The organism is Pseudomonas sp. efr-133-TYG-103a (genome assembly GCF_030209235.1).
Taxonomy (GTDB): Bacteria; Pseudomonadota; Gammaproteobacteria; order Pseudomonadales; family Pseudomonadaceae; genus Aquipseudomonas.
Genome location: NZ_JARVSK010000006.1, coordinates 223,393 through 250,240, shown reverse-complemented (window position 1 = coordinate 250,240; position 26,848 = coordinate 223,393). Strand labels below are relative to the sequence as shown.

General features: G+C 60.1%; 27 protein-coding genes and 1 pseudogene. 14 read left to right on the top strand and 14 right to left on the bottom strand.

What is annotated here, in order from left to right:
• Positions 1-75 precede the first annotated feature (75 nt).
• Both QRN36_RS27525 and QRN36_RS05940 read left to right on the top strand, forming a co-directional pair.
• Positions 76-432 (top strand): LysR family transcriptional regulator, encoded by a 357-nt coding sequence (locus QRN36_RS27525; protein WP_373568705.1) that lies wholly within the window; start codon positions 76-78, stop codon positions 430-432.
• Positions 401-505 (top strand): annotated as a pseudogene (locus tag QRN36_RS05940) (rubredoxin); the annotation flags it as partial. The gene QRN36_RS27525 and the pseudogene QRN36_RS05940, both read left to right, overlap by 32 nt.
• A gap of 168 nt (positions 506-673) precedes the next feature.
• On the opposite strand, the gene QRN36_RS05935 reads toward QRN36_RS05940, so the two are convergent.
• The 5 genes from QRN36_RS05935 to QRN36_RS05915 form a co-directional block, all read right to left on the bottom strand.
• Complete coding sequence (locus QRN36_RS05935; RefSeq protein ID WP_285423280.1) at positions 674-829, bottom strand: hypothetical protein; 156 nt, start codon at positions 827-829, stop codon at positions 674-676.
• A 10-nt stretch (positions 830-839) separates the two neighbouring features.
• Positions 840-2,027 carry an MFS transporter gene (locus QRN36_RS05930; protein ID WP_285423191.1) on the bottom strand — a complete coding sequence of 396 codons (1,188 nt, stop codon included), beginning with the start codon at positions 2,025-2,027 and terminating at the stop codon, positions 840-842.
• 721 nt (positions 2,028-2,748) lie between these two features.
• Positions 2,749-3,222: a hemerythrin domain-containing protein gene (locus QRN36_RS05925; protein WP_285423190.1), complete on the bottom strand. Its 474-nt coding sequence runs from the start codon at positions 3,220-3,222 to the stop codon at positions 2,749-2,751.
• A gap of 293 nt (positions 3,223-3,515) precedes the next feature.
• Positions 3,516-3,740 carry an SPOR domain-containing protein gene (locus QRN36_RS05920; RefSeq protein ID WP_285423189.1) on the bottom strand — a complete coding sequence of 75 codons (225 nt, stop codon included), beginning with the start codon at positions 3,738-3,740 and terminating at the stop codon, positions 3,516-3,518.
• Between the two features lie 90 nt (positions 3,741-3,830).
• Positions 3,831-4,058 carry a hypothetical protein gene (locus QRN36_RS05915; RefSeq protein ID WP_285423279.1) on the bottom strand — a complete coding sequence of 76 codons (228 nt, stop codon included), beginning with the start codon at positions 4,056-4,058 and terminating at the stop codon, positions 3,831-3,833.
• 184 nt (positions 4,059-4,242) lie between these two features.
• Between QRN36_RS05915 and QRN36_RS05910 the strand changes: the two genes are divergently transcribed.
• Positions 4,243-5,274 (top strand): DUF4917 family protein, encoded by a 1,032-nt coding sequence (locus QRN36_RS05910; protein WP_285423188.1) that lies wholly within the window; start codon positions 4,243-4,245, stop codon positions 5,272-5,274.
• A gap of 383 nt (positions 5,275-5,657) precedes the next feature.
• Here QRN36_RS05910 and QRN36_RS05905 read toward each other — a convergent pair whose 3' ends face one another.
• Positions 5,658-5,840 carry a hypothetical protein gene (locus QRN36_RS05905; RefSeq protein WP_285423187.1) on the bottom strand — a complete coding sequence of 61 codons (183 nt, stop codon included), beginning with the start codon at positions 5,838-5,840 and terminating at the stop codon, positions 5,658-5,660.
• A 37-nt stretch (positions 5,841-5,877) separates the two neighbouring features.
• Here QRN36_RS05905 and QRN36_RS05900 point away from each other — a divergent pair, with 37 nt between their 5' ends.
• Positions 5,878-6,777, top strand: a complete 900-nt coding sequence (locus QRN36_RS05900) for a DMT family transporter (protein WP_285423186.1) — start codon at positions 5,878-5,880, stop codon at positions 6,775-6,777.
• Here QRN36_RS05900 and QRN36_RS05895 read toward each other — a convergent pair.
• The 4 genes from QRN36_RS05895 to QRN36_RS05880 form a co-directional block, all read right to left on the bottom strand.
• Positions 6,774-7,991, bottom strand: coding sequence for an SAM-dependent methyltransferase (locus QRN36_RS05895; RefSeq protein ID WP_285423185.1), 1,218 nt, complete (start codon positions 7,989-7,991; stop codon positions 6,774-6,776). The two genes, QRN36_RS05900 and QRN36_RS05895, sit on opposite strands and share 4 nt — an antisense overlap.
• 146 nt (positions 7,992-8,137) lie before the next feature.
• Complete coding sequence (locus QRN36_RS05890; protein WP_285423184.1) at positions 8,138-8,755, bottom strand: TPM domain-containing protein; 618 nt, start codon at positions 8,753-8,755, stop codon at positions 8,138-8,140.
• 26 nt (positions 8,756-8,781) lie between these two features.
• Entirely contained in the window at positions 8,782-9,525 is a 744-nt protein-coding gene (locus QRN36_RS05885) for a YgcG family protein (protein ID WP_285423183.1), read from the bottom strand.
• On the bottom strand, positions 9,525-10,148 hold the full coding sequence (locus QRN36_RS05880) for a LemA family protein (protein ID WP_285423182.1): 624 nt from the start codon (positions 10,146-10,148) through the stop codon (positions 9,525-9,527). Before QRN36_RS05880 ends, QRN36_RS05885 begins: the two co-directional genes overlap by 1 nt.
• A gap of 280 nt (positions 10,149-10,428) precedes the next feature.
• Here QRN36_RS05880 and bglX point away from each other — a divergent pair, with 280 nt between their 5' ends.
• The 7 genes from bglX to QRN36_RS05845 all read left to right on the top strand — a co-directional run bounded on the left by bglX (position 10,429) and on the right by QRN36_RS05845 (position 20,315).
• Positions 10,429-12,729, top strand: coding sequence for a beta-glucosidase BglX (bglX, locus tag QRN36_RS05875; RefSeq protein WP_093461509.1), 2,301 nt, complete (start codon positions 10,429-10,431; stop codon positions 12,727-12,729).
• 207 nt (positions 12,730-12,936) lie between these two features.
• Positions 12,937-14,709, top strand: a complete 1,773-nt coding sequence (locus tag QRN36_RS05870; RefSeq protein WP_285423181.1) for an ATP-binding protein — start codon at positions 12,937-12,939, stop codon at positions 14,707-14,709.
• Positions 14,703-16,052 (top strand): sigma-54 dependent transcriptional regulator, encoded by a 1,350-nt coding sequence (locus QRN36_RS05865; RefSeq protein WP_285423180.1) that lies wholly within the window; start codon positions 14,703-14,705, stop codon positions 16,050-16,052. Before QRN36_RS05870 ends, QRN36_RS05865 begins: the two co-directional genes overlap by 7 nt.
• A 571-nt stretch (positions 16,053-16,623) precedes the next feature.
• On the top strand, positions 16,624-17,946 hold the full coding sequence (locus QRN36_RS05860) for an MFS transporter (protein ID WP_285423179.1): 1,323 nt from the start codon (positions 16,624-16,626) through the stop codon (positions 17,944-17,946).
• A 291-nt stretch (positions 17,947-18,237) separates the two neighbouring features.
• Entirely contained in the window at positions 18,238-18,663 is a 426-nt protein-coding gene (locus tag QRN36_RS27430) for a hypothetical protein (protein WP_306470234.1), read from the top strand.
• A 422-nt stretch (positions 18,664-19,085) separates the two neighbouring features.
• Positions 19,086-19,487 (top strand): hypothetical protein, encoded by a 402-nt coding sequence (locus QRN36_RS05850; protein WP_285423177.1) that lies wholly within the window; start codon positions 19,086-19,088, stop codon positions 19,485-19,487.
• A gap of 204 nt (positions 19,488-19,691) precedes the next feature.
• A complete protein-coding gene (locus QRN36_RS05845; protein ID WP_285423176.1) occupies positions 19,692-20,315 on the top strand; it encodes a flavin reductase family protein in 624 nt (207 codons plus the stop codon).
• Here the strand turns inward: QRN36_RS05845 and QRN36_RS05840 are convergent, their stop codons facing one another.
• Both QRN36_RS05840 and QRN36_RS05835 read right to left on the bottom strand, forming a co-directional pair.
• The gene (locus tag QRN36_RS05840; RefSeq protein WP_285423175.1) at positions 20,316-20,555 is read right to left on the bottom strand and encodes a hypothetical protein; all 240 of its coding nucleotides are present in this window, start codon (positions 20,553-20,555) and stop codon (positions 20,316-20,318) included. It abuts the gene before it with no gap.
• Between the two features lie 90 nt (positions 20,556-20,645).
• The gene (locus QRN36_RS05835) at positions 20,646-20,999 is read right to left on the bottom strand and encodes a putative quinol monooxygenase (protein WP_285423174.1); all 354 of its coding nucleotides are present in this window, start codon (positions 20,997-20,999) and stop codon (positions 20,646-20,648) included.
• 378 nt (positions 21,000-21,377) lie between these two features.
• Here QRN36_RS05835 and QRN36_RS05830 point away from each other — a divergent pair, with 378 nt between their 5' ends.
• Positions 21,378-22,286 (top strand): AraC family transcriptional regulator, encoded by a 909-nt coding sequence (locus QRN36_RS05830; protein ID WP_285423274.1) that lies wholly within the window; start codon positions 21,378-21,380, stop codon positions 22,284-22,286.
• Here the strand turns inward: QRN36_RS05830 and QRN36_RS05825 are convergent, their stop codons facing one another.
• Both QRN36_RS05825 and QRN36_RS05820 read right to left on the bottom strand, forming a co-directional pair.
• Entirely contained in the window at positions 22,287-23,729 is a 1,443-nt protein-coding gene (locus QRN36_RS05825) for an aldehyde dehydrogenase family protein (protein ID WP_285423273.1), read from the bottom strand.
• Positions 23,730-23,743: 14 nt separating this feature from the next.
• A complete protein-coding gene (locus QRN36_RS05820) occupies positions 23,744-25,381 on the bottom strand; it encodes a 5-guanidino-2-oxopentanoate decarboxylase (RefSeq protein ID WP_285423173.1) in 1,638 nt (545 codons plus the stop codon).
• Positions 25,382-25,538: 157 nt separating this feature from the next.
• Between QRN36_RS05820 and QRN36_RS05815 the strand changes: the two genes are divergently transcribed.
• Both QRN36_RS05815 and QRN36_RS05810 read left to right on the top strand, forming a co-directional pair.
• On the top strand, positions 25,539-26,432 hold the full coding sequence (locus QRN36_RS05815; protein WP_285423172.1) for a LysR substrate-binding domain-containing protein: 894 nt from the start codon (positions 25,539-25,541) through the stop codon (positions 26,430-26,432).
• A 193-nt stretch (positions 26,433-26,625) separates the two neighbouring features.
• Positions 26,626-26,757, top strand: a complete 132-nt coding sequence (locus tag QRN36_RS05810) for a hypothetical protein (protein ID WP_285423278.1) — start codon at positions 26,626-26,628, stop codon at positions 26,755-26,757.
• Positions 26,758-26,848: the final 91 nt, after the last annotated feature.

Sequence of the window (26,848 nt, the reverse complement as noted above, 5' to 3'; positions counted from 1 at the left end):
CGCCTGGCCAACTCTCTCACAGATGCATACAGATCTACTTAACTTCTGCTCAAATCGACATAAGTGGTATAAATAATGGAATATAGCGATTATCTTCCTAGGCATCACGTGGAAATGCTGCCTTGCATGGCTGCTTTCGCAGTGGTAGTCGAAACAGAAAGTTTTATTGATGCCTCATTGAAATTAGGCGTCACCGCTTCTGCGGTCAGCAAACATATATCCAGACTGGAAAATGCGCTATCTATTAGATTACTTGAGCGCAGCACTCGACAGCTGAAGGTCAATGCCGAGGGTGCAGAGATATACTCTCATTGCCGAGAGCTGCAGGAACTGAAAATGCGATGTAAAGATTTCTGGGCGCTAATATTCCGACGGGCCAGAGTCCTCTCAGACCGATTCAGAGCATGGAATCCCTCCCGGAACCGCTTTTGAAGATATCCCTGACGACTGGGTGTGCCCAGACTGCGGCATGGGTAAAGAATATTTCATCGCAAAACTAGAGTAACTGGCTTGAGATGCTAAGCATCAACGATGCCATGCTTCAAGCCAAGCCACTCTGCCTTTATCCATTTTCACTTAGCCCGTAACTTACTAACGAGTGCTTTAGTCAAGCTCGTTCGTTGGAAAATGCTTTCTGAGTCTCATAGCACCGTGCTCTCCTAGGATGATCAGATCAATCGGCCACATTGGCCGCCGTGCCGTGAACATGATGAACCAATCCTGACTCCGCATCTGCGCCGATGCGCCGATGCGCCTTCATCCCGAAGAAGTTTTGAGGACTTGCTCGGAGACCCTCAAAGTGCGCGCAGGCATCTTCCAAAATGGTCATCCAACCACTGTCATTCGCCGCCCTTCATTCGTCGGGCGATGAGATAGATCGCCAACCCTGCCAGTGCAGTGGCAGCGCCCACATATCCCGTGCTCGTCCAGCCAAATCCCGCCGTTATCGCCATTCCGCCCAACCATGGCCCCAAGGCATTGGCGAGGTTGAACGCGGCATGATTTGAAGCCGCCGCCAGACTGGGCGCTTCATGGGCGATATCCATCAAGCGAATCTGCAAGGGTGCCGCCATAGCAATCATGGTTCCGACGAGACCGATGCCGAGCATCACTCCCCAGACCGACTGGGCCGCCCACGGGAAGAAGGTCAACACCGCAATCGACCACAACAGAACGCATCCCACCGCTCGAAATTGCAGGCGATCGAACAGTTTGCCGCCTGCGATGTTGCCGATGATGCCGCCTAAACCGAAGGCTGCCAGGCCAAACGGGATCAACGTCGGAGACGTCCGGGTGACCTCAAGCATCGTCGGCGCCAGATAGCTGAAAACCGAAAACATGCCTGAGAAACCGATGGCGGCAATGGACAGTGCCATCCAGACCTGAGGTTTCTTGAATGCCTGCAACTCTTTACGCGGATTGCTTCGGGCTTCGTCCCGACGATCAGGGACACAGAGCCATATCAACGCAATGGTGATGACTGCAATGACGCCCACGAGCGCGAACGCAGAGCGCCAGCCGAAGAATTGACCCAGGGTCGTCGCCAGAGGGTTTCCAAGCAGCATCGCCAACGTGAGCCCCATCATCACTCTCGCGACTGCACCGGCACGCTTGTTGGCCGGCACCATGCTCGAAGCGACGACTGCAGCGATGCCGAAGTAGGCGCCGTGGGGCAACCCGCTGATGAACCGAAATGCCACCAGGCTTCCGAAGGTGGCGGTAAACGCCGTCGCTACGTTGCCCGCTGCATACAGCACCATCAATAAAATCAGCAAATGCTTGCGCAACATCTTCGCGCCGAGGATGGCCAGCAAGGGTGCGCCTACCATCACCCCTAATGCATAAGCACTGATCGCATGCCCAACCTGCGGCTCGCTTAAATGAAGATTATTGGCGATGTCCGGCATCAGGCCCATGATCGCGAATTCGCCGGTGCCGATGGCGAAACTGCCCACCGCCATCGCCGCTTCCATCTTGGCTGCGCTGCGGGCAGACAACACTTGGCCAGGTGTTTGCTGGATAGACATTAGAAGTGCTCTTTAGAAGGAAAATCAGGAAAAGCGTCATTCACGTCGATGACGCGAGAACACCTTGAAACGCTCTCGACGCACTGGAGCGATAAATCCATATTCGATGCGCACGCATCGACGGCAGTCCGCGCAATACGGATCAGCAAAAACAAGGTGTTTGAAACATGACCGACCCGAGCGGCCGGTGAAGAGGTCGTCATAAAGCCACGCAACTAAAGGACGGACGTGTCCTAAGGTTGCGTTGGTTGACGTTAACGCTTACGCAAAGCGCGGGTGAGCGCAATGTCTGTGACGAAATGTATCAAACCCACATCCGCCACTTCAAGCGACAGGACCGTTGCCCGGACGCGCCGAGCTATTCGGATGATCGGGTCAGCAGTATATAAAAGCACCTGTGTAACTCGCCGAGCGCCAGGAAATACCAGAATTCCAGAAAGTACATGAGGTAGGACAACCACGCGCCCCATCCTGATTCGGGCAAACTGCGGTGCAAGCAGATAATCACTACGGCACCCACTGACCAGGCGACAAACGCCAAGCCCCACGCCCGTCGGCGACATTCGCTCTGTTCTATTTTTATCATGCTCGCAACATCTGGCTCGATTACTCATTCGGCCTCACGGCACGAGAAACGTTCGCTCGGGCGCAACGCGACATTGCTGAAATCACCTATAAAAAAACCCGGAACAGGTCCGGGTTTTTAGCGTGCATCGAGTCGTTATGCGGCAAGGTCCGACATCAGCGACTTCTTATACTGAGCCTTCATGGCCTCCATCTGTGCGCCGAGTTCGTCGAGCTTGGCTTTACCCAGCAGTTTTTTCGCCTGCGGGAACATCTCGGATTCTTCTTCCTCGATGTGATGCTCCAGCAACTCCTTGACCACTTTGACCCGGCCTGAAAATTCTGGCGTCGAGGGGTCGGTCTGCTTGAGGTCTGGCAGTACGAGGGAATCGACGGTGCGGTGCTCTTCCTTGGCTTCGTAGTACATGATGTCCTGCTCTTTGGCGCCGGCCTCTTTGAAGGCTGGGTAAAGAAGCTCTTCTTCCAGCTTGGTATGAATGGTGATTTCCATCTCAAGCTTGTTGAGCAAATCAGTGCGTTTTTTCACACCACGTTCGGTGGATTCGCTCAGCTGCGACAGGATGCTCTTCACGCGTTCATGGTCGGCGGTGAGAAGGTCGATAGCGTTCATGATTATTTCCTCTGGCTTCACGAATGGTGGACCGATCTGACGTCGATCCTGCAAGTACCCCTAGTGGGTTGCATCGACCGTGCCGCCAAGCGCCAATAAAATTTGTTCAGCTATTACAATGAGTTAAGTCGAGCGTGAGAGGCAGGTAGTCGTGCACCTTGCATGAATCTGCGCAAACGGGTGTTGCAGATGAAGGGACCACGCAAGGTCCGCACGGGAGTGACAGGCACAAGACGATGACCCGCGAAAAACTGTCCATACAAAAAGCCCCGGTTTCCCGGGGCTCTGGTCGATCAGTGCTTGGCTCGTGGCTTTTCAGCTTCATCTGACGCATCCGCCGTGCGATACGCCGTTCGCTCCTGATAAGCAGGCAACGATGCCGCGAAGGCCATCGCCTCTTCACGGGTGCTGAACGAACCTAATCGATCATGGTGGGTGCAGACCCGCCATGGGCCGTTGTTGACGTTGATGACGTCATAACCGTTGAAGTGCGTTTTACTGAGCATCGCGTTGTGCATGGTGACCTCCCTCTCGTTTTGAGAGTGTTATTGGAAGCAAAACCTTACGCCGGACAATTCTTCTGCAGACGACCGCCAGACAAATGGCCTTCAAGGCTTGAGGGGAATTTCCTCGTCTTTCTCCGACAGACTCTTACCGTCGTCCGGGTGTTTCCAGGTCTGCGGCGGGGGGATTTCTGATGATTGTTCATCGGCGTGCTCTACCCGCTCGAACTCTTGCGCCTGCTGGCGGGTCGCATCCTTGCGCGGGTTTTCCATGGGGCTTGGGTGCGGCCCGGGACTTTGCGCCGCTGTGCTATTCACTGGATCGGTTTTCATGTTCACCTCGCAGCGAACCGGATTCGGGGTTCAAAGCTTAGAAGCACGTCCGATGTGCGGGTTCGAAATATCTGCCGGGCGGCAACCCGTTCCCGCAGCGTTGACAACGCGGACCTGGGTTTCTATAAGTCCACTCCGTTCTGGCGTCCGGTCAGTACTGCTCACCTGAAAGCGAAGCGAGAAGATGGAATTCACGGATTTTGATGCCGAACTGGCCGACTGGAACACGCTGCAGACCACGCATCCCTGCTCGGGGCTGTTGATGGGCAATGGCGCCAGTCTGGCCGTGTGGAGGAACTTTGCCTACGATTCGCTCTTCGAACTGGCACAGACCACGCGCAACAAGCCGCTGAGCCCGACCGAACTGGCGTTGTTCAAATCCATGGAGACCGAAAATTTCGAGCCTGTCCTGAGCGGCTTGAAGATCGCCATGCGGGTGAACGCGGCGCTGACGATCAGTTCGTCTTCTCCGCGCAATCGCTATTTCGCCATCAAAGAAGCGCTGATTCACGGCATTCGTTCGGCGCACATCCCGTGGCGGCTGATGGAAACCAGTACGATTGCCCACCTCAGCGCGGCGCTGAGCCAGTACGCAACCGTCTACTCGACCAACTACGACCTGCTCGCCTATTGGGCGGTGATGCACGGGGCGCAGCCATTCGACGACCTGTTCGAAGAAGACGCGGTCTTCAATCTTCATCGCACCCACAGCCACGCCACGCGCATCCTCTATCTGCACGGCGGCATGCACCTGGTGAAGAACTTCGACGGCACGGCGCGCAAATTGATGTCTTCGGAGAGCACCCTGCTCGGCAGCTTTGCGGTGAACGCCCTGGACGACGTGCCACTGTTCGTCTGCGAAGGACGCAGCGACGACAAGATGAAGATCATCCGCAGTTCCGATTACCTGTCGTTCTGTCACGCGCAACTGGCGCAACATGACGGCGCGCTGTGCATCTTCGGTCACTCATTGGGCAAGCAGGATCGACACATCCTGCAGGCCATCCTGCAAGCCCGGCCGAAGACCGTCGCGATTTCCGTGCTGCCACGCAGCGAAGCGTTCATTCAGCACCAGAAGCGCCATTACAGCGCACTGTTCACGGGCCAGAACATCGAGCTGCAGTTTTTCAATGCGAAGACCCATCCGCTCGGCCAGCCGCATTTGAGTGTGTCCACAGGACGACTGAAAGAAACGCTGGAACACAAGAAGGCGTGAATCCGCGGGACGTGCAAAACAGCCCAGCCAGGGGCGGATCAGAAAGAGCCGCCCGAAGACGGCTCTGTTGAGGGTGAAGCCTGATGCTTCTGAACTTCCCAACCCTGACGCTTATTCGTTACCGTCCGACAGCGCGCCCACCACAACGGCCTCGCCTGGTGATTTTTTATTGACGCTCTGTGCAACCGACTCGGTTGACAGGCGCACGCTGCTCAGCGCCGCCAGGCGGTCGCTGCTGGTCGATCTGACAACGCTGGATGATCATTGAGCCGCTACGGTCGCCATCCATGCGAACAGGAACACCACGACACCTTGCAACGCCCACTTTCCGATGACCGACACGATTGTTCTCCTGGCTGAATTCGATGGCACCCATTTGACCTTCAAACGGTTGCAGCAAGATTGCATTCAAGTTCTGCACCAAGATCCGGGCTGGAAATGCGCGCGGCTGAAAAATCCTCGATTACGGCGTTTCCCTCACTGACGGCAAGTGTACGGATGATTCTGTCGCCAGCTGTTAAGGGGCTTTCGCGACGATCTGTGGCTGAATGAATGCCTTCTTTCATCCCTGCTCTTACTCATAAAAAGAAAGGCACGCTTACCATGTCCTCTCGTGAAAACACTGGAATGATCCTCGGCCTGATCGGCGTTGTGATCTTCAGCCTGACCCTGCCCATGACACGTATCGTCGTTCAGGAAATTCACCCGCTGCTCAACGGTCTGGGCCGCGCGCTGTTCGCCGCGATCCCGGCGGCAGCGCTGCTGCTGTGGCGCCGGGAAAAATGGCCGACGCGTGCGCAAGTGAAGGCGCTGATGGTCGTGGCGCTGGGCGTGATCATCGGGTTTCCGGTGTTGTCGGCCTGGGCAATGAAAACCCTGCCGGCGTCGCACGGCGCGCTGGTCAACGGTCTGCAGCCCTTGCTCGTCGCGATCTACGCAGCCTGGCTGTCGCATGAACGTCCGTCGAAAGCCTTCTGGATGTGCGCGGCGATGGGCAGCGTGCTGGTGCTCGGTTACTCGTTGATCAGCGGCGCGGGCAATCTTCAGGCGGGCGATCTGTTGATGGTCGGCGCAGTGGCGATCGGCGGCCTGGGCTACGCCGAGGGCGGGCGACTGGCCAAGCAGATGGGTGGCTGGCAGGTGATCTGCTGGGCGCTGGTGATCTCGATTCCGGTGCTGATCATTCCGGTCGGCTATCTTGCCGCGCAGCATGAAGGACCGATCTCGGCAGGCACATGGTGGGCGTTCGGCTACGTGTCGCTGTTCTCGCAGTTCATCGGCTTTTTTGCCTGGTACGCTGGCCTTGCCATGGGCGGCATTGCGCGCGTGAGTCAGATCCAGCTGATCCAGTTGTTCTTCACGATGGCGTTCTCGGCGCTGTTCTTTGGCGAGCACATTGACCCGATCACCTGGATCTTCGCAGCGGGCGTCGTGGTTACCCTGGCCATCGGGCGCAAGACCGCCGTCATCGCGCCCAAACCAGTGACCTCGGCGAGGATCTAGCCGAGCAGGCTGTCCGCCTGGAGCAAGCTCTCCAGGCATTGCTCCTGAATGCCGTAGAAGGTTTTCAGCTCCTGAATCTTAGCCAGCAGCTGCGCGGGATCGGCCGGAGTCGCGCGCTTCACCGCCAGAATCATCTTGTTCTTGTTGGTGTGTTCCAGCGAGATGAATTCGAACACTTTGGTCTCGTAACCGCACGCTTCCAGCAACAGCGCACGCAACGCATCGGTGACCATCTCGGCTTGCTGGCCCATGTGCAGGCCGTATTGCAGCATCGGCTTGAGCAGCGTCGGGCTCTGGATCTGCGAGCGGATCTGCTTGTGGCAGCAAGGCGAGCACATGATGATGGAGGCGCCGGAGCGAATGCCGGTGTGAATCGCATAATCGGTGGCGATGTCGCAGGCGTGAAGCGCGATCATCACGTCCAGCTCGCTGGGCGCCACAGTGCGCACGTCGCCACACTTGAACACCAGCCCCGGATGATCCAGCCGCGCCGCCGCGTCGTTGCACAGCGTAACCATGTCCTCGCGCAATTCCACGCCAGTCACGTTGCCTTGCGCCTGCAGCGTGTTGCTCAGGTAATCATGGATGGCGAACGTCAGGTAGCCCTTGCCCGAGCCGAAATCGGCGACCGTCACCGGTTGGTCGAGCCGAATGGGCGACGTTGCCAACGCGTGGGAAAACACCTCGATGAACTTGTTGATCTGCTTCCACTTGCGCGACATCGCGGGAATCAGCTCGTGCTGCTTGTTGGTGACACCAAGATCCACCAGAAACGGCCGGCTGAGCTCCAGATAACGCTTCTTCTCGCGATCGTGTTCTGCCGCAGGCGCCTGGCGCTGTTGTCCGGACTTGTTGCGGAACAGCGTGCTCTTGCCCTTCTTGCTGAACTCCAGCTGCACTTCATCGGTGAGCGAAAGCAAGTGCGCATTCTTGAACGCATCGGGAATCAATGTGGCGATCAGCGCCTGCGCATCGGTCAGCGGATGGTTCTTGGTGATGTCCCGGGTTTTGTAGCGGTAGACGAATGACAGGCAAGCCTGATCCTTTACCGTCACCGGTTTGATGATGACCCGCTGCAGGTCCACTTCATTCCCGACGTACTTGGCCAGTACCAGCTTGATCAGCGAGTTTTGCGTCAGGCAGGTCTCCAGCAGGCTGAGGAACTGAGCGCGGTGATCGGGCGCTGAAGCGGCGGCGGGAGCTGTTGCGGACATCGGATGAAGCCTCGGGAGCGAAAATGCGAGGGCGCTATTTTAGGCGTGTCCGACGATTGTGGTGGATTTAATTGCCGACCGGTCCGTAACGGGCCGGATCGATCAGCCAGCACGTCCAGGCAAGTACCTGCGCGCCTGCTCGACGGTCAGTCGAGCACCACCAGGCGATTGGGCAATTCATTGCGCGCATCAGTGACCGGCACACTTTCGCTCAGCACCTCGCCGCAGGAGCGGATGCATCCCAGAAACCCTTCCAGAATCCGCCCTTCTCTGACCTGCCCGGTGAAGGTGTCGACCATCGACCGCCAGACCTGATCGTCCACCCGCCGCGCGATGCCATCGTCGACGATGATCTCGACATAGCGCTCCGCTTCGCTGACGAATATCAGCACGCCGGTGCCGTTGACCGTCGCGTGCAGGTTCTGCTCGAGAAATTGACGCCGGGCCAGACTTCCCGCTCGCCAGTGCCGCACGGCGGCGGGCACCAGCCGCGTGGTGATGGCCGGCAGGCGGCAGAAGAACGCGACCGCAATGAAGGTGGCCACTTGCGTCACCAGCAGTTCGTTGGCGTTGAGCCAGCCGGGATAGAAATTGATCAGACCGGGCAACAGCATTCCGATGAACCCGGCCCAGATCAGCGGCACATAGGTGTAATCGTCGGCGCTGGCCGCCAGCACGGTCACAAGCTCCGCGTCGGTGACGCGTTCGACCGCTTCGATGGCCTCGGCCACCTGTCGCTGTTCGTCTTCATTGAGTAACGCCATACCACGCATCCTTATTGAGCTATCGACTACCAGCCACCGGAGGCACCGCCACCGCCAAAACTGCCACCGCCGCCACTCATTCCGCCCGAGCTCGATCCGCCCGAGCCCATACCGCCGGAGCCGAAGCCGCCCGAGCCGATGAAGCCGATCCCGTTGCCCCAGCGCATGCTGATGTAGCCGGCAATCACGAACAACGCAAAGAGCAGCAACGTGATTCGCCAGTCCGAAACCTCTTCTTCGCCGCCCGAGGCGCCAACGGCCGGTTCGGCCAGCGGATCGCCGCCGAGGACCTGCACGATCGCTTCAGTGCCACGGGTGATCCCGCCGACAAAATCGCCTTGTCTGAAAGCCGGGGTAATGATCTGGCTGATGATCACCGACGCCTGCGCGTCGGTCAGCCGGTCCTCCAGGCCGTAGCCGACCTCGATACGCACCTTGCGCTCGTCCCGGGCGACGATCAGCAGCGCGCCATTGTCCTTGCCCTTCTGCCCGATGCCCCAGTAGCGGCCGAGCTGGTAGCCGAAATCCTCGATGGTCGAGCCCTGCAGGTTCGGCACCGTCACGACCACGACCTGCTCGGTGCTGAGCTCCTCGTGCGCCCGCAGCATCTGGGACAGACGTTCCTTGCCGGGTGTGTCGAGCATGCCGGCGGTGTCCACCACCCGGCCGCTCAACGGCGGAAACGTCAGGTCAGCCTGCGCCCACTGCGCGCAGACACTCAGGCACAGCGTCAGAATCGCCAGCCACGCACGCCGCCGAACCCCGAGCATCAGAATTTCACTTGCGGCGCTTTGTCGGCGTCGGCGGCAGTGGCTTCAAAATTGGGCCGTACCGGCAGATCGCTGTACATCACCGAATGCCAAAGGCGACCGGGGAAGGTGCGGATTTCGGTGTTGTATTTCTCCACCGCAGCGATGAAGTCGCGCCGGGCAACGGCAATGCGGTTTTCAGTCCCTTCAAGCTGCGATTGCAGGGCCAGGAAGTTCTGGTTGGATTTCAGGTCCGGATAACGCTCGGAAACCACCATCAGTCGGCTCAGCGCCCCGGTCAGTTGTCCCTGGGCGTCCTGAAACTGCTTGAGTCTGGCCGCGTCATTCAGGGTGTTGGCGTCCACCTGGATCGATGTCGCCTTGGCGCGCGCCTCGATGACAGCGGTCAGCGTGTCCTGCTCCTGCTTGGCGTAGCCCTTGACCGTTTCCACCAGGTTGGGAATCAGATCGGCGCGCCGCTGATACTGGTTCTGCACTTGCGCCCAGGCCGCTTTGACCTGTTCATCGTAGGTGGGAATATTGTTGATGCCGCAGCCGGCCAACAAGGTGCTGAGGAGCATCAACAATGTCAGTGACAAATTGTAACGACTGCCCCGTATGTGCCCGTAACGCTCTATTTGCATGGCCTGCGCGCTCCTTGTTGTCGCTATTAATGGTTCCGGTCAGACATGACTTTAGCCAAATCGGATGATCCCCGGCATAATCCTGCCCCATCGCGTTGTCAGGGGTCTGGATTGCCAGACCGCAATCAGATAAAACTCGCTGCGCTACTGATGCTCATAAGAATCAGGAGTTCAGCGACTTCCCCGTCCTGACGACAATAAAAACCAAAGGTTCGACACCTGAAAAATGGCTGACCGGTATTACGCGCGAGTTGCCGCTACCGCCTTGAGAAAACCATTCATGAATAAGCTGTGTTTATTGAGTCTCGTCATCGGTCTGGCCAGCCAGTCGGCCTGGGCCGAGAACGCCGCCAGCCCTGCGGGCAACCTTTCTACACTCCAGGCCAAGAATGCGTTCGTTGCCAATCTGATGAAGCAGATGACGCTGGACGAAAAGATCGGCCAGCTGCGATTGATCAGCATCGGTCCGGAGATGCCCAAGCCGGAAATTCTCAAGGAAATCGCCGCCGGACGCATTGGCGGCACATTCAACTCCGTGGTCCTGCCTGACAACCGCGCCATGCAAGACGCCGCAGTTGCCCACAGCCGCAGCAAAATTCCGATGTTCTTCGCTTACGACGTCGTACACGGTCAGCGCACCATTTTCCCGATCAGCCTGGGTTTGGCTTCGACCTGGGACATGGACGCGGTCACCCGCGCCGGTCGCGTCTCGGCGATCGAAGCCGCTGCCGATGGCGTGGACATGACGTTCGCGCCAATGGTCGACATCACGCGCGATGCCCGCTGGGGCCGCAGCTCCGAAGGTTTCGGCGAAGACACGTATCTGGTTTCACGCCTCTCGGCGACCATGACCCGCGCCTTTCAGGGCACCAGCACTCAAGCGCCCAACAGCATCATGGCGGCGGTCAAGCATTTCGCGCTGTACGGCGCAGTCGAAGGCGGTCGCGACTACAACACCGTCGACATGAGCCCGGTGCGCATGCAGCAGGATTATCTGCCGCCCTATCGCGCCGCCATCGACGCCGGCGCGGGCGGTGTCATGGTCGCGCTCAACTCGATCAATGGCGTGCCGTCCACCTCTAACGCCTGGCTGCTGCAAGACGTGCTGCGCAAGGATTGGGGTTTCAAAGGCGTGACCGTCAGCGATCACGGCGCGATCAAGGAACTGATCGATCACGGGGTCGCCAAAGACTTCCGTGAGGCCGCCAAGCTGGCCATCAAGGCGGGCGTGGACCTGAGCATGAACGACAAGGCGTACGGCGAAGAACTGCCGGCGCTGGTGAAGAGCGGCGAAGTGTCGGTCAAGGAAGTCGACAATGCCGTGCGTGAGGTTCTGGGCGCGAAGTGGGACATGGGTCTGTTCGCCAACCCTTATCTGCGCATCGGCGCTGCGGTCGATGATCCCGCCGATCGCAACGCGGAAAACCGCCTGCATCGCGAAGAAGCCCGCGACGTCGCGCGCAAGAGCATCGTGCTGTTGAAAAACGAGCGCAACACCCTGCCGCTCAAGAAGCAAGGCACCATTGCCGTCATTGGCCCGCTGGCCAAAAGCTCGCTGGACATGATGGGCAGTTGGTCGGCAGCCGGTCTGGCGCGCCAGACCGTCAGCGCTTATGACGGCCTGGCCAATGCCGTGGGCGACAAGGCAAAACTGCTTTACGCGGCCGGTTCCAACGTGACCGACAACCAGGAAGCCATCGCTTACCTGAACAACATGGACGACAAGATTCATATCGACGGCCGTCCGGAACAGGAGATGATCGACGAAGCGGTCAAGGTCGCTCAGCAGTCGGATGTGATCGTCGCCGTCGTGGGTGAGTCGCGCAACATGTCTCACGAAGCCGCGAGCCGCGTCGACCTGGTTCTGCCAGGGCGTCAACGCGACCTGATCCGCGCGCTCAAGGCCACCGGCAAGCCGCTGGTGCTGGTGCTGATGAACGGCCGGCCGCTGGCGCTGGGCGAAGAAAACCAGTTGGCCGACGCCATGGTGGAGAGCTGGTTCCTTGGCACCGAAGGCGGCAATGCGCTGGCCGATGTCCTGCTGGGCGATTACAACCCGTCGGGCAAACTGCCGATGACGTTCCCGCGCTCCGTCGGTCAGGTGCCTGCGTACTACAACCACCTGAACACCGGCCGCCCGTATCGCCCGAACGATTCTAACTACACCTCGAACTACTTCGAAGAGCCGACCAGCCCGTTGTTCCCGTTCGGCTACGGCCTGAGCTATACGCAGTTCAGCGTCTCGGACATCACGCTGTCGATTAACAAGATGACGCGCAAGGACAAACTCACCGCCACCGTACAGGTCAAGAACACCGGCAAAGTCGCCGGAGAGACCGTGGTGCAGCTGTACCTGCGTGACGTCGCCGCTTCGCTCAGCCGTCCGGTCAAGGAGCTGAAGAACTTCCAGAAGATCATGCTCAAGCCGGGCGAAGAGAAATCCGTGAGCTTCACCGTGACAGAGCAAGACCTGAAGTTCTTCAATCCTTCTCTGCAATTTGCGGCCGAAGCCGGGGAGTTCAAGCTGATGATCGGCCTGGATTCAGAAGATGTGAAAGAAACAACGTTCAATCTGCTGTAGGCATCGCGGCCGGGGTGCGGTCCGTTTCGGCCGCACTCACACGTGCAGCGCTGCGATCCACGGACGACGTCTGGCGAGCGCACCTGCGCAGCTGCGCTGGACCGCGCCACGGCAAGTCGACTCAGGTTTTCGTCAATAACAAAAACAGTGTGAGCAGCCCGTCCGTCATCGGGATGACTCGCCACGGCGCCAACCGGATCGCCGCACATGACAGGCCCCTCCATGTCCCGCTCAGCGCGCCTCGCTCTCTCCGTTCTGCTGATTCTCGCCGGCGCGGTTCTCGTTGCTTCTCTGGCGATGCATCAGGCGCAGCGTCATGCACTCGAAGACGACGCGGCACGCGCCGAGGATCGCCTTTCGCTGTACGCGAATACGTTGCAGACACTTATCGAGCGCTACCGGGCATTGCCTGCCGTCCTCGCGCTGGACACGCAGATGCGCGCAGCCTTGAGCGGCCCCGTCAGCCCTGAAACCACGCAGGTGCTCAACGAAAAGCTGGAGCAGATCAACGGCGCCGCGCAGTCCTCCACCCTCGAGTTGCTGGATCGCGAGGGTCTCGCCGTGGGGGCCAGCAACTGGCGGCTGCCCAGCAGTTACGTCGGCCACAATTACGGGTTCCGGCCTTACTTCACGCAAACCAGGGCCAACGGCGTCGGCCGGTTCTATGCGGTGGGCGTGACCAGCGGCATTCCCGGCTACTTTCTGTCCAGCGCGGTGCGCGACGATGCCGGACAGTTCATTGGCGCGATGGTGGTCAAACTCGAATTTCCCGATCTGGAGCACACCTGGGCGCAGGGCGATGATCTGCTGTTGGTGAGTGACGCCAAAGGCATCGTGTTCATCGCCAATCACCCTGGCTGGCGCTATCGTGCGCTGCGCCCGCTGTCCGAACAGGATCGCGCAGAGCTGGCCAGCACTCGCCAGTACGATAAACAGCCGCTGACCTCGCTCACGCACACGTCACTGCGCACCTTCGGCGAGCACAGTCAGCTCAGCCGCGTTGTCGCTCCCGGCGAAGAAGCCGACTACTTGTGGCAATCGCTGCCGCTGCAGCCGGAAGGCTGGACGCTGCACCTGCTGCGCAAACCGCAGCCTGCCGACGAAGACATTCGCAATGCGGCGCTGGCGGCTGCCGGGACGTGGCTGACACTGGTCTTTCTGGGGCTTTTCCTTTACCAGCGCTGGCGGCTGGCCCGGATGCGTCAGCGCAGTCGCGAAGAGCTCGAACAACTGGTCGCCGCGCGCACGCGGGACCTGCAGACCGCGCAGGACGGTCTTGTCCAGTCGACAAAGCTGGCGGCGCTGGGGCAGATGTCCGCCGCCCTCGCCCACGAAATCAACCAGCCGTTGACCGCTCAGCGCATGCAGCTGGCGACCTTGCGCCTGCTGCTCGACCACGGCCGCGTCGAAGAAGCTGGCAAGGCGCTCGATTTGCTGGATCAGCAACTGACACGCATGGCTGCCCTGACCGGCCACCTCAAGACCTTCGCGCGCAAAAGCCCCAGCGGCCTGCGCGAACGCGTCGATCTGGCGTGCGTGGTCGATCAGGCGTTGTTGCTGCTGGACGCGCGCATCCGCGAAGAGCGCGTCAGTTGCGTGCTGGATCTGACGCGCCCGGCGTGGGTGCGCGGCGATGCCATTCGCCTCGAACAAGTGCTGATCAATCTGCTGCGCAACGCGCTGGACGCCATGCGCGACAAGCCCCTCAGGCGCCTGGAAATCCGCATCGATGACACCGGCGAGCATTGGCGCCTGACGGTCGGCGACAGCGGCGGCGGAATTGCCGATGAACACCTGGCCAACGTCTTCGATCCGTTCTTCACCACCAAACCGGTCGGCGACGGACTCGGCTTGGGACTGGCAGTGTCCTACGCCATCGTTCACGAGTCGGGCGGTCGTCTGAGCGCCGAAAACCTGAATAATGGCGCACGATTTTTCTTCTCGCTGAGCAAGGCTCCGGAGACTCAACCCCCATGCTGAATTCAGTGATCGTGGTCGATGACGAAGCACCGATTCGCGAAGCGGTCGAGCAGTGGCTATCGCTGTCCGGTTTCACCGTTCAGGTGTTCAGCCGGGCAGAGGATTGTCTGACGCACCTGCCGGCGCATTTTCCCGGTGTGATCCTCAGCGACGTGCGCATGCCCGGCATGGGCGGACTGCAATTGCTGGGAGCGCTGCAGGCGCGGGATCGCGATCTGCCGGTGATTCTGCTTACCGGCCACGGTGACGTGCCGATGGCAGTCGACGCCATGCGCGACGGCGCGTACGACTTCCTAGAGAAACCGTTCACGCCTCAGACACTGCTCGACAGCCTGCGCCGGGCGCTGGAAAAACGCGCGCTGGTGCTGGAAAACCGAAGACTGCTCGAGCAGGCGGACAGTCGCACGCGTCTGGACGCCACCCTGCTGGGGATGTCGCCGACGATGCAGACCCTCAGGCGTCAGGTGCTTGATCTGGCGCAACTGCCGGTGAACGTGCTGATACGGGGCGAAACCGGCAGCGGCAAAGAGATGGTCGCGCGTTGCCTGCACGACTTCGGTCCTCGCGCGAACAAGCCCTTCGTGGCGGTCAATTGCGCGGCGATCCCTGAGCAGCTGTTCGAAGCAGAGCTCTTCGGTCATGAAAGCGGTGCGTTCACCGGGGCGCAAGGCAAGCGCATCGGCAAACTGGAATTCGCAGACGGCGGCACGGTGTTTCTCGACGAAATCGAAAGCATGCCGCTGGCTCAGCAGGTCAAACTGCTGCGCGTGATCCAGGAGCGCCGACTGGAACGGCTGGGATCGAACCAGAGTATCGAGGTCGATCTGCGGATCATCGCCGCGACCAAGCCGGACTTGCTGGAAGAGGCGAAAGCCGGGCGTTTCCGCGAAGATTTGGCCTATCGCCTGAACATCGCCGAGCTGCGGCTGGCACCGCTCAGGGACCGACGCGAAGACATCCCGATGCTGTTCAGTCACTTCTCGCGCAACGCGGCGGAGCGCCTCAGCCGCAGCGCGCCGGTGTTGAGCGGTGAACAGCTGAGCCACCTGCTCAGCCACGACTGGCCGGGCAACGTGCGCGAACTGGCCAATGCCGCCGAACGCCAGGTGTTGGGGCTGGACGGGCCTGCTGTGCAGCAGGGCATCCCGGCGGGGCAGTCGCTGGTGGCGCAGCAAGAAGCCTTCGAAGCCCATTGCATTCGCTCGGCGCTCAGGCGCCACCGAGGCGACATCAAGGCGGTCATGCACGAACTGCAACTGCCCCGCCGCACGCTGAACGAGAAGATGCAGCGGCACGGGTTGGTGCGCGAGGACTTTCTGGCTGAGGGTAATGCTCAGCGCTGACCTAGGCCGAGCAAGACCGGTTTCAGCGAGTCTTATGATGAACACGGGGTGTACGCGACACCCGCGACGGGCGCGGCGTACGCGACGGGCGCGACGGGCGCGGGTGCGCGGGTGCGCGGGATCTCTAGGACCGGCTTCAGCCGGGAACAGGCCTTCATGAACACCTTCAATTCAGCGGCGCGACACCCGACGCTTTCCCGGCTGAAGCCGGTCCTACGAATGCACCCAGAGCACGCGGCGGGCGCGGCGGGCGCGGCATCTGTAGGACCGGCTTCAGCCGGGAACAGGCCTTCATGAACACCTTCAATTCAGCGGCGCGACACCCGACGCCTTCCCGGCTGAAGCCGGTCCTGCGAAAAGCACGTGACGCACGTGGTCATGACACCTCACGCCCGCAGGACAATGAGCGGATTTTCGCTCAGGATTTTCGGGGAGCAAGCGGATTTCCGCTCATCGCCTGCCCCAAACCCCTTCTAAACCGGGCCTCTGGGCCGTGGCACGGCTCCTGCTATCACACTCGCCAGACCGCATCGCTGCGCTCCTTCTAAAAACAATGATTGCAGGAAAACCTATGGCTATCCCCAACTCTGTGTCGAACGGCTCGACGGCTGCAACAGCCGCCGAGAAAACCACCGGCAGTCGTCTGAAATCCATTTTCAGCGGCTCCGTCGGGAACATGGTCGAATGGTACGACTGGTACGTCTACGCCGCATTCTCCCTCTATTTCGCCAAAGTCTTCTTTCCCAAAGGCGATACCACCGCACAACTGCTCAATACCGCCGCGATCTTTGCCGTGGGCTTTCTGATGCGCCCGATCGGTGGCTGGCTGATGGGCCTCTATGCCGACCGCAAAGGCCGCAAAGCCGCACTGATGGCCTCGGTGCTGTTGATGTGCTTCGGGTCGCTGATCATCGCGTTGACCCCAGGCTACGAGACCATCGGTGTCGGCGCGCCGATCATGCTGGTGCTCGCTCGCCTCATGCAGGGGCTGTCGGTGGGTGGCGAATACGGCACTTCCGCCACTTATCTCAGCGAGATGGCGACCAAAGAGCGCCGCGGCTTTTATTCCAGCTTCCAGTACGTCACCTTGATCTCCGGCCAGCTCATCGCCCTGGCCGTGCTGATCGTGCTGCAGCAGGTGCTGACCACCGAGCAGTTGAATGAATGGGGCTGGCGTATCCCGTTCGCCATCGGCGCGTTGTGTGCAGTGGTGGCGCTGTTCCTGCGCCGCGGCATGGAAGAAACCGAATCCTTCACGCGCAAGAAAGAAGCCCCGAAAGAAAGCCTGATGCGCACGTTGATGCGTCATCCCAAAGAGCTGATGACGGTCGTCGGCCTCACCATGGGCGGCACGCTGGCGTTCTACACCTACACCACCTACATGCAGAAGTATCTGGTCAACACGGTCGGCATGAGCATTTCCGACTCCACCACCATTTCTGCCGCGACCTTGTTCCTGTTCATGTGCCTGCAGCCGGTCATCGGCGCGCTGTCCGACAAGGTCGGCCGTCGTCCGATCCTGATCGCCTTCGGCGTGCTGGGAACGCTCTGCACTGTGCCGATCCTGAGCACGCTGCACACGATCCAGACGTGGTGGGGCGCGTTCTTCCTGATCATGGCCGCGCTGATCATCGTCAGCGGCTACACGTCGATCAACGCGGTGGTCAAAGCGGAGTTGTTTCCGACCGAGATCCGCGCGCTCGGCGTCGGGCTGCCTTACGCGTTGACCGTATCGATATTCGGCGGCACTGCTGAGTACATTGCTTTGTGGTTCAAGAGCATTGGCATGGAGACCGGCTACTACTGGTACGTCACCGCGTGCATCGCGGTTTCTCTGCTGGTGTACGTGTTCATGAAGGACACCCGCAAGCACTCCCGCATCGAGACCGACTGACCGAATCAGCGTCGCAACGGCCCTGCCAGGCCGGTTTGCTGGAGCAAGAGCACCAGAAAAGCCGGATCAGCGCCGGCTTTTCAGACGCCAAGCCATGGGGCAGCCACGCAAATGGCTGCCCTTTTTGCTGCCGTGAACGCGGCTAAGTCGCTGAAACCGCTGGCCCTTTGCGTAGTATCAATTTCAGCGATGTTCGCTACTAATGCGATTGACTTCTTAATAATCCAGACGCGAGTAAAGTTAACTCCATACCGAGTTACCACTTAATTAAATAGATCTGGAGCAACTACCATGAAAACTAACAAACTGATCTTCGGCCTGGCCTTCTCGATTCTTGCCAGCAGCGCTTTTGCACTTCCAGCTGTCGATGCCAGCAAACACGTGAATGCCCCTGTCGTTGCAGAAAACGGTTCTTCCCATACCAACATTGGTCGCGTTGCTGCTGACGGTGCTGACCACGTAGGTGCCAACCGCGTTGCCGCTGACGGTGCTGACCACGTAGGTGCCAATCGCGTTGCCGCTGACGGTGCTGATCACGTAGGTGCCAATCGCGTTGCCGCTGACGGTGCTGACCACGTAGGTGCCAACCGCGTCGCTGCTGACGGTGCTGACCACGTAGGCGCCAACCGCGTTGCCGCTGACGGTGCTGACCATGTTGGTGCAAATCGCTTCGCTGCTGACGGTGCCGATCACGTGGGTGCAAATCGCTTGAGCTGATTTTAAAAGGCTCATCCTCTAGCCCGGCTTTTGCCGGGCTTAATTTCTTTCTGCAGCAACAACCCGTTACAACCCCCGGAATACCTAACGTTCGATCGCCGCCTGGCAGATTTCCCCTGATCCTGATCCACTTGCGCAACTAGGCTTCAGCTTGCACCTATCCTCAGCAACGCAAAGCCATAAAAATTTCCAACCACAAAACTAACGACAAGTCAACAGACAAAACTGACGATGCCGCTGTTTTTTGCCCCGTTTCGGTTCAGCCTCCGCTGAAACGCTTTAAAACCGGGCGCTCCAGCCAACTATCAATTTTAGCGATGGTCGTTAGCAATGTTGTTAACTTCAACTTAATCCGTGCGCGCGTATTATTAGCTCCATACCCAAGTTGAAAAAATTATTGAACTTTCGCTGGAGCGAACATCATGAAAACTTCAAATATCCTGTTTGGCCTTAGTCTTTCCATCCTGGCATCGAGCGCTTTCGCTCTGCCTGTTTCTGACACTCATTCGGCATTGAATGGCACTGTTGTTGCGGAAGGTGGTTCGTCTCACACTAACGCTTCGCACACTGGTTCTTACCGTCAAGCCTCTGATGGCGCCGATCATGTTGGCGCAAATCGCCTGGCAGCAGACGGTGCCGACCACGTCGGTGCAAACCGTCAGGCCGCTGATGGCGCTGACCACGTCGGTGCAAATCGCCTCGCAGCAGACGGCGCCGATCACGTTGGTGCAAACCGTCAGGCCGCAGATGGTGCAGACCACGTTGGCGCAAACCGCCTGGCAGCCGACGGTGCCGATCACGTCGGTGCGAACCGCGTCAGCTGATCCGTTTCAACACGCTCTACGTTTCACGCTTCACGTTCCACCTCCCGAACTCCCTTTGTAGCCCGGCATATGCCGGGCTTTTTTTTGCCCGCAGGTTGGTCAGGTCTGGAATAGCGCGTGAATGCCTTGCACTATGACGGGCCTCATCCTCTGCGGACGTCATTGCCGATCCGCTGTGTAGAAGCACTTTTCAGGAAATGCGCCATGTCAGATGAAATTCATTTCTACGAACCCTCCAAGGGCCACGGCCTGCCGCACGACCCGTTCAACGCGATCGTGGGCCCACGGCCGATTGGCTGGATTTCGTCGAAAGATGCGCAAGGCATGCTGAACCTCGCGCCGTACAGCTTCTTCAATGCGTTCAACTATGTGCCGCCGATCATTGGTTTCTGCAGCATCGGTCGCAAGGACAGCCTGAACAATATCGAGCAAACCGGCGAGTTCGTCTGGAATCTGGCGACGCGCCCGTTGGCCGAGCAAATGAACCTCAGCTGCGCAGCAGTGGCAGCCGACGTCAACGAATTCGAGCTGGCGAATCTGACCGCCGAGCCCTCGAAGATCGTCTCGGTGCCGCGCGTGAAAGAGACGCCCGTGGCCTTCGAGTGCAAGGTGACGCAGATCATCCAGCTGCAGCGCGCCGACAAGGAAGTCGTGCCGAGCTGGTTGATTCTGGGAGAAGTGGTGGCGATTCATATCGCCAAGCGGCTGCTCAAGGACGGCGTCTATGACACCGCGGCCGGCGAGCCGATCTTGCGCGGCGGCGGCCCCGCCGATTATTTCCAGCTGGGGCCAGAGTCGTTGTTCAAGATGTACCGCCCCAAAGCCTGATCAGTCCTGAGCGAACATCAGTTCGCCTTCGGATGTAACGTCGATCAGGCGCTCAAGTTCCTCGACCGCAGCCTGATCGGCGGCCAGCGCGGTTTTGAATGTCTGATCGAGCAGTACACGATGGAAAGTCGGCGCGCCACCGGCGCCCAACCCTTTGACGGCGATGGCGGCGCTGTAGCCTTCGTTGCCCGGGACGGCGGCCGACACCGCTTCGTAATGCTGGAATTCTTTGCGTGCCATGAATCGAAAACCCTGCCTTGGTGAGAAGGCCGGGATTTTAAACCGTCAGCAGCACTTTGGCGCCCGTTCAATGATGGAGGGCGTGGGGCATCAACCGGCTTTGCGCATGTCGCCCATCTGGGCCGAGGCTTCGGCTTGAGCCGCACTGATGGTCGCGAAGGTCTGGAAATCCAGACTGCTCACCAGCCGCTCGGTCACCAGGTCAGCGAACACTTGGAGTTCGGGGTTGGAAAACCAGTCATTCATCGCCGATCGGTCAGCCCACGATCCACTGACCATCCAGACGTCGTCCTCGATCAGCGATTGTTGCAGGACAAAGTGCATGCAACCGGCGGCCTTGCGAGCAGGCGCGAGTAATGCGCTCAAGCGTGCGCCCACTTGCGCGCTGTTGCCGGCGCTCGAGCGAACTGATACGAGATGGCTCACGACTGATTGGCTGTGCATGGTCTGCGCTCCTTTTGATGCAGCCACAATCACGAAAGGCGTTGTGGCCGGAAGTGAAGATTAGGGGGACGCGGGTCAATCCCGTTAGCCGATTACTGCCAGGTTATTGCCTGATTCTGCGCTGGTAACCCGGCGCATGCAGTAATGAGCACCGGATTTGCCTGCTGCTGCATCGGACTTTCAAGCAATCGTCCCGGCATTACAGGGCCTTTCGTCGCGACAGGCATGAAGCGTTGGCAGAATCAGGCAATCATCCGACAGGATTCGCCTAACGCTTGCGCTTGCACAAAAATAAGCTGTGCTGCATCAACGCTCCGCCAGAGGAATTTCCCGATGTTGCCATCCGCTCTTGAGCCTACCGTATCGGACAGCCGCCCCATGCCTGAGCTGAGCGCGCAGTTGGAGCAGCAGCGTGCTGAGCTGGCCGACCTGATCCGCCGTCATGCGCCTACCGATGGCAGCTTCCAGACGGTGATCAAGCAACTGTTCATGGTGCGTCACGACCGTCCGCTGCAATCGGTGCCTGGCCTTGTACAACCGGCGTTGTGCATCATGGCCCAGGGCCGCAAGGACGTGACATTGGGTGGCGAAGTGTTCACCTATGATCCGCTCAACTACTTGGTGTTGTCAGTCGCACTGCCGATCAGCGGCAAGGTGATTCACGCGACGCCGGAAGACCCTCATCTGGCCATGCGCCTGGACATCGATCCGGCCGACATTAACGCGCTGATCGCCGAGGCGGGTCCCATGAGCGTGCCAACCCGGCCGAGCGGGCGCGGCATGTATGTCGAGCGCATCGACGCGCAGTTGCTCGACGCCGTCATCCGCCTGATTCGCCTGCTGGACAGCCCGAAAGACATTCCCATGCTGGCGCCGTTGATCACTCGGGAGATTCTTTACCGCCTGCTGCGCGGGAGTGAGGGATATCGTCTGTACGAAATTGCCATCTCGAATTGCCAGACCCATCGCGTCAGCCAGGCGATCAAATGGCTGAACAGCCATTTTCAGCAACCGCTGCGCATTGAGGAACTGGCCAGGGAGGTCAATCTGAGCGTCTCGACGCTGCACCACCGTTTCAAGGCAGTGACCGCCATGAGCCCGCTGCAGTACCAGAAGCAGCTGCGTTTGCAGGAAGCCCGGCGGTTGATGCTGTCCGACGGCCTCGAAGCGTCGGCAGCCGGTTACCGAGTGGGATACGAAAGCCCGTCGCAGTTCAGCCGCGAATACAGCCGTTTGTTCGGCGCGCCACCCCTGCGAGACTTGGCGCGCCTGCGCAAAACACTGTGATCACACGGCGCGGATGACGTGCTTGATCTCCTGGAACGCTTGCAAGCCCCACGGGCCCAGCTCGCGTCCCAGACTGCTCTGTTTGTAACCGCCCCATGCCGCCTGCGCAAAGATGACCTGTGGCGCGTTGATCCAGACCAGCCCCGCCTGCAATGCATTGGCGACCCGCTCGGCATTCGCGGTGTCGCCACTGACCACGCTGGCGACCAGACCGAACTGGCTGTCGTTGGCCAGTGCGATCGCTTCAGCCTCTGAACCGAAGCCGCGCACACACAGTACTGGGCCGAATATCTCTTCGCGCCACAGCGCACTGTCCAGCGGCACCTGAGTGAACACCGCCGGTTGCAGGAAATACCCGCGAGGTTGATTGTCGGGACGTCCTCCGCCACACAGCAGACGTGCCCCGGCTTGCTTGCCAGCCTCGATATGGGCAATCACCCGCTGGTATTGCGCCTGATTGACCAGCGGCCCCATTTCGGCGCCTTCTTCAAGCGGGCCGGCCACCTTGATCGACTCAGCCTTGGCGACGAGGCGTTCGAGAAACGGCTCCAGCAGCGCTTGCGCGACCAGCACCCGGCTGGTGGCTGAGCACATCTGGCCTGCGTTGAAGTAACCGCCGCCACTCGCCAGTTCCACTGCCAGGTCCAGATCGGCATCGGCGAGCACCAGCAATGACGATTTGCCGCCCAGTTCAAGGCTTACGCCCTTCACGGTCTCAGCCGCACGCTGCATGACCTGCACGCCCACCGCATTGCTGCCGGTGAAGGATATTTTCGCGACGCCCGGATGCCCGGACAGCGGCGCACCGACCGCTGCGCCAGTGCCGCATACCAGGTTAAAGACGCCGCCGGGCAGTCCGCTGGACGCGATGATATGCGCCAACTCCAGTTCCGCCAGTGGCGTCACTTCCGAAGGTTTCAGCACTACGCAGCAACCTGCCGCCAGCGCGGGCGCCAGCTTCCAAGCGGTCGTCACCATCGGAAAATTCCAAGGCACGATCAGGCCGACGACCCCACATGGCTCACGACGCAGTCGCGCGGTGAAGTCGTCGCTCGGCAGCTCCACGGCGGTGTTCTGCTGACCATCGGATGCCTCCGCCAGCGCCGCGTAATAATTGAACGTGGCGATCACGTCATCGACGTCGATGCCTGCTTCGAAGGCTGGCTTGCCATTGTTGCGACACTGCAGTTCGATCAGTTTTTCACGCTTGGCCGCCACGCCCGCGGCAATGTTGCGCAGGATCATCGCGCGCGCCGCGCCTGTGGTTTTTGACCAGGCCTCAAAAGCCTGGCGAGACGCCTGAACGGCGTCATCCACCGCCCTGGCGTCGCCGCCGGTCACAATGGCCAGACGCTCCTCGGTCGAAGGATTGATCACCGTCAGTTGCTCGCCGCCGGTACGCCATTGCCCATCGATATACAGTCCAGCCAAAACCGGGTTCAACACAGTTGCCTCACTCACGATGCTTTCAGTCCGTTCATCCAGCCACGCTGGTCAATTTCAATCACGGTCGGGCCGTTGCGTTCACTGGCGGCACGCAATGCAGCTTTCAGTTGCTCGACTTCGACCACCGTTTGGGCCGAGCAACCCAGGGCTTTGGCGACGCCGATGAAGTCAGGCGTGTAGATGTCCACGCCGACCGGCTCGATGGCGCGGTTGACCATGTATTTCTTGATCTCTTCGTAACCCTGGTTATTCCACAGCAACACGATGATCGGCGTCTTCGCTTCAACGGCGCTGGCAAGCTCGGACAAGGTGAATTGCAAACCACCGTCGCCGATCAGGCACGCCACCGGGTTGCGTTCGCCTGAGTCCTGACTGCCAAGCCAGGCCCCCACCGCCGCAGGCAGCGCATAACCCAGCGTGCCGTAGCCGGTGGAGGAATTGAACCAGCGGCGGGGCTCGTCCAGATCCAGCGTCAGGTTGCCGGTATAGACCGGCTGTGTGGAGTCGCCGACGATCACGGCCTTCGGCAAGACCTCGAGCACCGTGCGCAGGAACAGCGTCTGCCCGCGCGTCGCCTGATCCCAGCTCGCATCGAGCGTGGTTTTCAGCGCGGCGGCTCGTGCCTGTCCCCAGCCCTCACTGCGCGGCGTCGAAGCCTCGTTTTTCACAGCGGCTACCAGCGCCTCGGCGGCCGTGCCGGCGTCGGACACCAGCGCCACTTTCGGCGGGAAGTTGCGCACCGTCTGGTCTGGATCGATGTCGATACGCAGCAGCGTGCCCGGGATCTTGAAGTGCCCCTGAAAAGTAATGTCGTAGTCGGTTTCTGCCAGCTCTGTTCCGATGGCCAGCACCACGTCGGCGGCCTCGATGATCTCGCGCGTCGGATCGAGCGACTGCGTAGAGCCGATGAGCAAGGGATGGCTGGCAGGCAACATGCCTTTGGCGTTGATCGTCAGCGCGACAGGCGCGTCCAGGTATTCGGCCAGATCCGTCAAAGGCGCCGCGGCATCGATCGCGCCGCCGCCTGCCAGAATCAGCGGTCGTCTGGCACCTGCCAGCAGCGCCGCCATTTGCTTGATTGTCGCGGGCGCAGGCCCCGCGCGGGTGACCGAGACAGGTTGGCTGTCGAGCAAGTGATCGGCGTTTTCCACCAATACATCCAGCGGGATCTCGATGTGCACCGGGCGAGGACGGCCGGCCTGAAACAGCGCAAAGGCGCGCGCCAGTACCGCCGGCAGTTCGTCAGCCGACATCAGCGTGTGGGAAAACGCCGCAACGCCCGCCACCAACGCGCCCTGGGCCGGCAGTTCGTGCAGCTTGCCCCGCCCGCCGCCCAGTTGACTGCGCGATTGCACACTGGAAATCACCAGCATCGGAATCGAATCGGCATAAGCCTGGCCCATGGCGGTGGTGATGTTGGTCATGCCCGGGCCGGTGATGATGAAGCACACACCCGGTTTGCCACGGGTACGCGCGTAGCCATCGGCCATGAAGCCTGCGCCCTGTTCATGGCGCGGGGTGATATGGGTGATCGACGAACTGGCCAGTCCGCGATACAGCTCGACGGTATGCACGCCCGGAATGCCGAACACCCGCTCGACGCCATAACCTTCCAGTAACTTGACCAATACTTCGCCGCACGTCGCCATGTGTCAGGGCCCTTAATTCAGTGTGATGACATCTGCGCCGCTCGCCGGACTGCGCCCGCTTGAGCATGCGCGGTCATTGGACCTGCGCGGCCATATCGGTGACAACGCAAAAAATGTCATGCTTAGCCATGTCTCCAGCTCATGCCTCGCGCCTGCCATGAAACGTCTGCCTCCCCTGCCCGCTCTGCACACCTTCCTGATCACGGCCCGTTGCTGCAATTTCACGCGTGCGGCGCAGCTGTTGCACATCACTCAAGGGGCGGTCAGCCGACAGATTTCTGGGCTGGAGAGCCACTTGGGCTATCGCCTCTTCCACCGCCAGGCCCGGGGTTTGAGCCTGACCGCACAAGGTCGGGCGTTTTTTCCCCGCATCGAGCAGATCTTCAGCTTGCTCGAGGATGCGGTCGACGAGGTGGGCACGGCGCGCCAGGCACTGCAGTTGAAGGCGCCGACCTGCATCACGCGATGGCTGCTGCCGCGCTTGATGCAATGGCAAAAAGAACGGCCCGATGTCCCCGTGGAACTGACGACCACCATCGCTCACGGCGTGGACTTTCGACGAGAGCGCTTCGATGCGGCAGTGGTCTACGGCGCTCATCCCGGCGACTCGATGAACGTCCATCACCTGTTCGACGAACAGCTCACGCCTGTCTGCTCCCGATCGCTGATCGGCGAGTCGCAACCGCTCGCACAATACAGCGACCTGGAACGACACATGCTGCTGCACCCCACGCTGGACGAGCAAGACTGGACGCAGTGGTTGAAAGCGGCGGGCACCCGGCTGAGCAACGTCGGCAAGGGTCAGCATTTCGATACGATGGACCTGGCGATGACAGTGGCGTCTCAAGGGTCAGGCGTGGCCATGGGCGATTGGGCCCTGATCGGCGAAGACCTGAGCGCAGGTCGGCTGGTCACACCGTTCGAGCTCAAGCTCAGAACGGGTGCGGCGTACTATTTCGTCTACCCGGAGCGCGCGACCGTCCCTGCACAACTCAATGAACTGCTGGACTGGCTGAAGACCCAGGCTGCCCAGCGACAGATTGCGCACTGACTGCCCCAAACGGCTGCATGAGCGCATCTCTGGCAGCCGCGCGGTCGATATAAACATTCAATCCCGATCCCTGCGCCATGATGGCCATCGGCGCCTACACTGACCTTAACGGTAGAAATTCATTTTTGACCGGATCGAGGCAGACGTCATGAAAACCACAATAAAAAGGCAGTGCGTTTATGTAGCCGCCGTTGTGACCGTACTCAGCATCTATGCAGCGGGCGCCTACAGGATCGAGCAGCTTCGCAGTGAACCGCGCATGGCGGTGGTCTGCACCTTCGGCCATTGCATGCCGACGGACGCCAGTTTCAGCGCCCTGCGCTGACGATCACAGGTTTCGAGCTCGGTGAATCGATACACGCGGCTATCGATTAGCAAGCTAACGGACTAGACTGGACCCACTTTTCCCGCGCAGG

Coding starts and splice junctions, on each gene's coding strand:
- QRN36_RS27525 (WP_373568705.1), top strand. CDS start 76: ATGGAATATAGCGATTATCTTCCTAGGCATCACGTGGAAATGCTGCCT.
- QRN36_RS05935 (WP_285423280.1), bottom strand. CDS start 829: ATGACCATTTTGGAAGATGCCTGCGCGCACTTTGAGGGTCTCCGAGCA.
- QRN36_RS05930 (WP_285423191.1), bottom strand. CDS start 2,027: ATGTCTATCCAGCAAACACCTGGCCAAGTGTTGTCTGCCCGCAGCGCA.
- QRN36_RS05925 (WP_285423190.1), bottom strand. CDS start 3,222: ATGAACGCTATCGACCTTCTCACCGCCGACCATGAACGCGTGAAGAGC.
- QRN36_RS05920 (WP_285423189.1), bottom strand. CDS start 3,740: ATGCACAACGCGATGCTCAGTAAAACGCACTTCAACGGTTATGACGTC.
- QRN36_RS05915 (WP_285423279.1), bottom strand. CDS start 4,058: ATGAAAACCGATCCAGTGAATAGCACAGCGGCGCAAAGTCCCGGGCCG.
- QRN36_RS05910 (WP_285423188.1), top strand. CDS start 4,243: ATGGAATTCACGGATTTTGATGCCGAACTGGCCGACTGGAACACGCTG.
- QRN36_RS05905 (WP_285423187.1), bottom strand. CDS start 5,840: ATGAAAGAAGGCATTCATTCAGCCACAGATCGTCGCGAAAGCCCCTTA.
- QRN36_RS05900 (WP_285423186.1), top strand. CDS start 5,878: ATGTCCTCTCGTGAAAACACTGGAATGATCCTCGGCCTGATCGGCGTT.
- QRN36_RS05895 (WP_285423185.1), bottom strand. CDS start 7,991: ATGTCCGCAACAGCTCCCGCCGCCGCTTCAGCGCCCGATCACCGCGCT.
- QRN36_RS05890 (WP_285423184.1), bottom strand. CDS start 8,755: ATGGCGTTACTCAATGAAGACGAACAGCGACAGGTGGCCGAGGCCATC.
- QRN36_RS05885 (WP_285423183.1), bottom strand. CDS start 9,525: ATGCTCGGGGTTCGGCGGCGTGCGTGGCTGGCGATTCTGACGCTGTGC.
- QRN36_RS05880 (WP_285423182.1), bottom strand. CDS start 10,148: ATGCAAATAGAGCGTTACGGGCACATACGGGGCAGTCGTTACAATTTG.
- bglX (WP_093461509.1), top strand. CDS start 10,429: ATGAATAAGCTGTGTTTATTGAGTCTCGTCATCGGTCTGGCCAGCCAG.
- QRN36_RS05870 (WP_285423181.1), top strand. CDS start 12,937: ATGACAGGCCCCTCCATGTCCCGCTCAGCGCGCCTCGCTCTCTCCGTT.
- QRN36_RS05865 (WP_285423180.1), top strand. CDS start 14,703: ATGCTGAATTCAGTGATCGTGGTCGATGACGAAGCACCGATTCGCGAA.
- QRN36_RS05860 (WP_285423179.1), top strand. CDS start 16,624: ATGGCTATCCCCAACTCTGTGTCGAACGGCTCGACGGCTGCAACAGCC.
- QRN36_RS27430 (WP_306470234.1), top strand. CDS start 18,238: ATGAAAACTAACAAACTGATCTTCGGCCTGGCCTTCTCGATTCTTGCC.
- QRN36_RS05850 (WP_285423177.1), top strand. CDS start 19,086: ATGAAAACTTCAAATATCCTGTTTGGCCTTAGTCTTTCCATCCTGGCA.
- QRN36_RS05845 (WP_285423176.1), top strand. CDS start 19,692: ATGTCAGATGAAATTCATTTCTACGAACCCTCCAAGGGCCACGGCCTG.
- QRN36_RS05840 (WP_285423175.1), bottom strand. CDS start 20,555: ATGGCACGCAAAGAATTCCAGCATTACGAAGCGGTGTCGGCCGCCGTC.
- QRN36_RS05835 (WP_285423174.1), bottom strand. CDS start 20,999: ATGCACAGCCAATCAGTCGTGAGCCATCTCGTATCAGTTCGCTCGAGC.
- QRN36_RS05830 (WP_285423274.1), top strand. CDS start 21,378: ATGCCTGAGCTGAGCGCGCAGTTGGAGCAGCAGCGTGCTGAGCTGGCC.
- QRN36_RS05820 (WP_285423173.1), bottom strand. CDS start 25,381: ATGGCGACGTGCGGCGAAGTATTGGTCAAGTTACTGGAAGGTTATGGC.
- QRN36_RS05815 (WP_285423172.1), top strand. CDS start 25,539: ATGAAACGTCTGCCTCCCCTGCCCGCTCTGCACACCTTCCTGATCACG.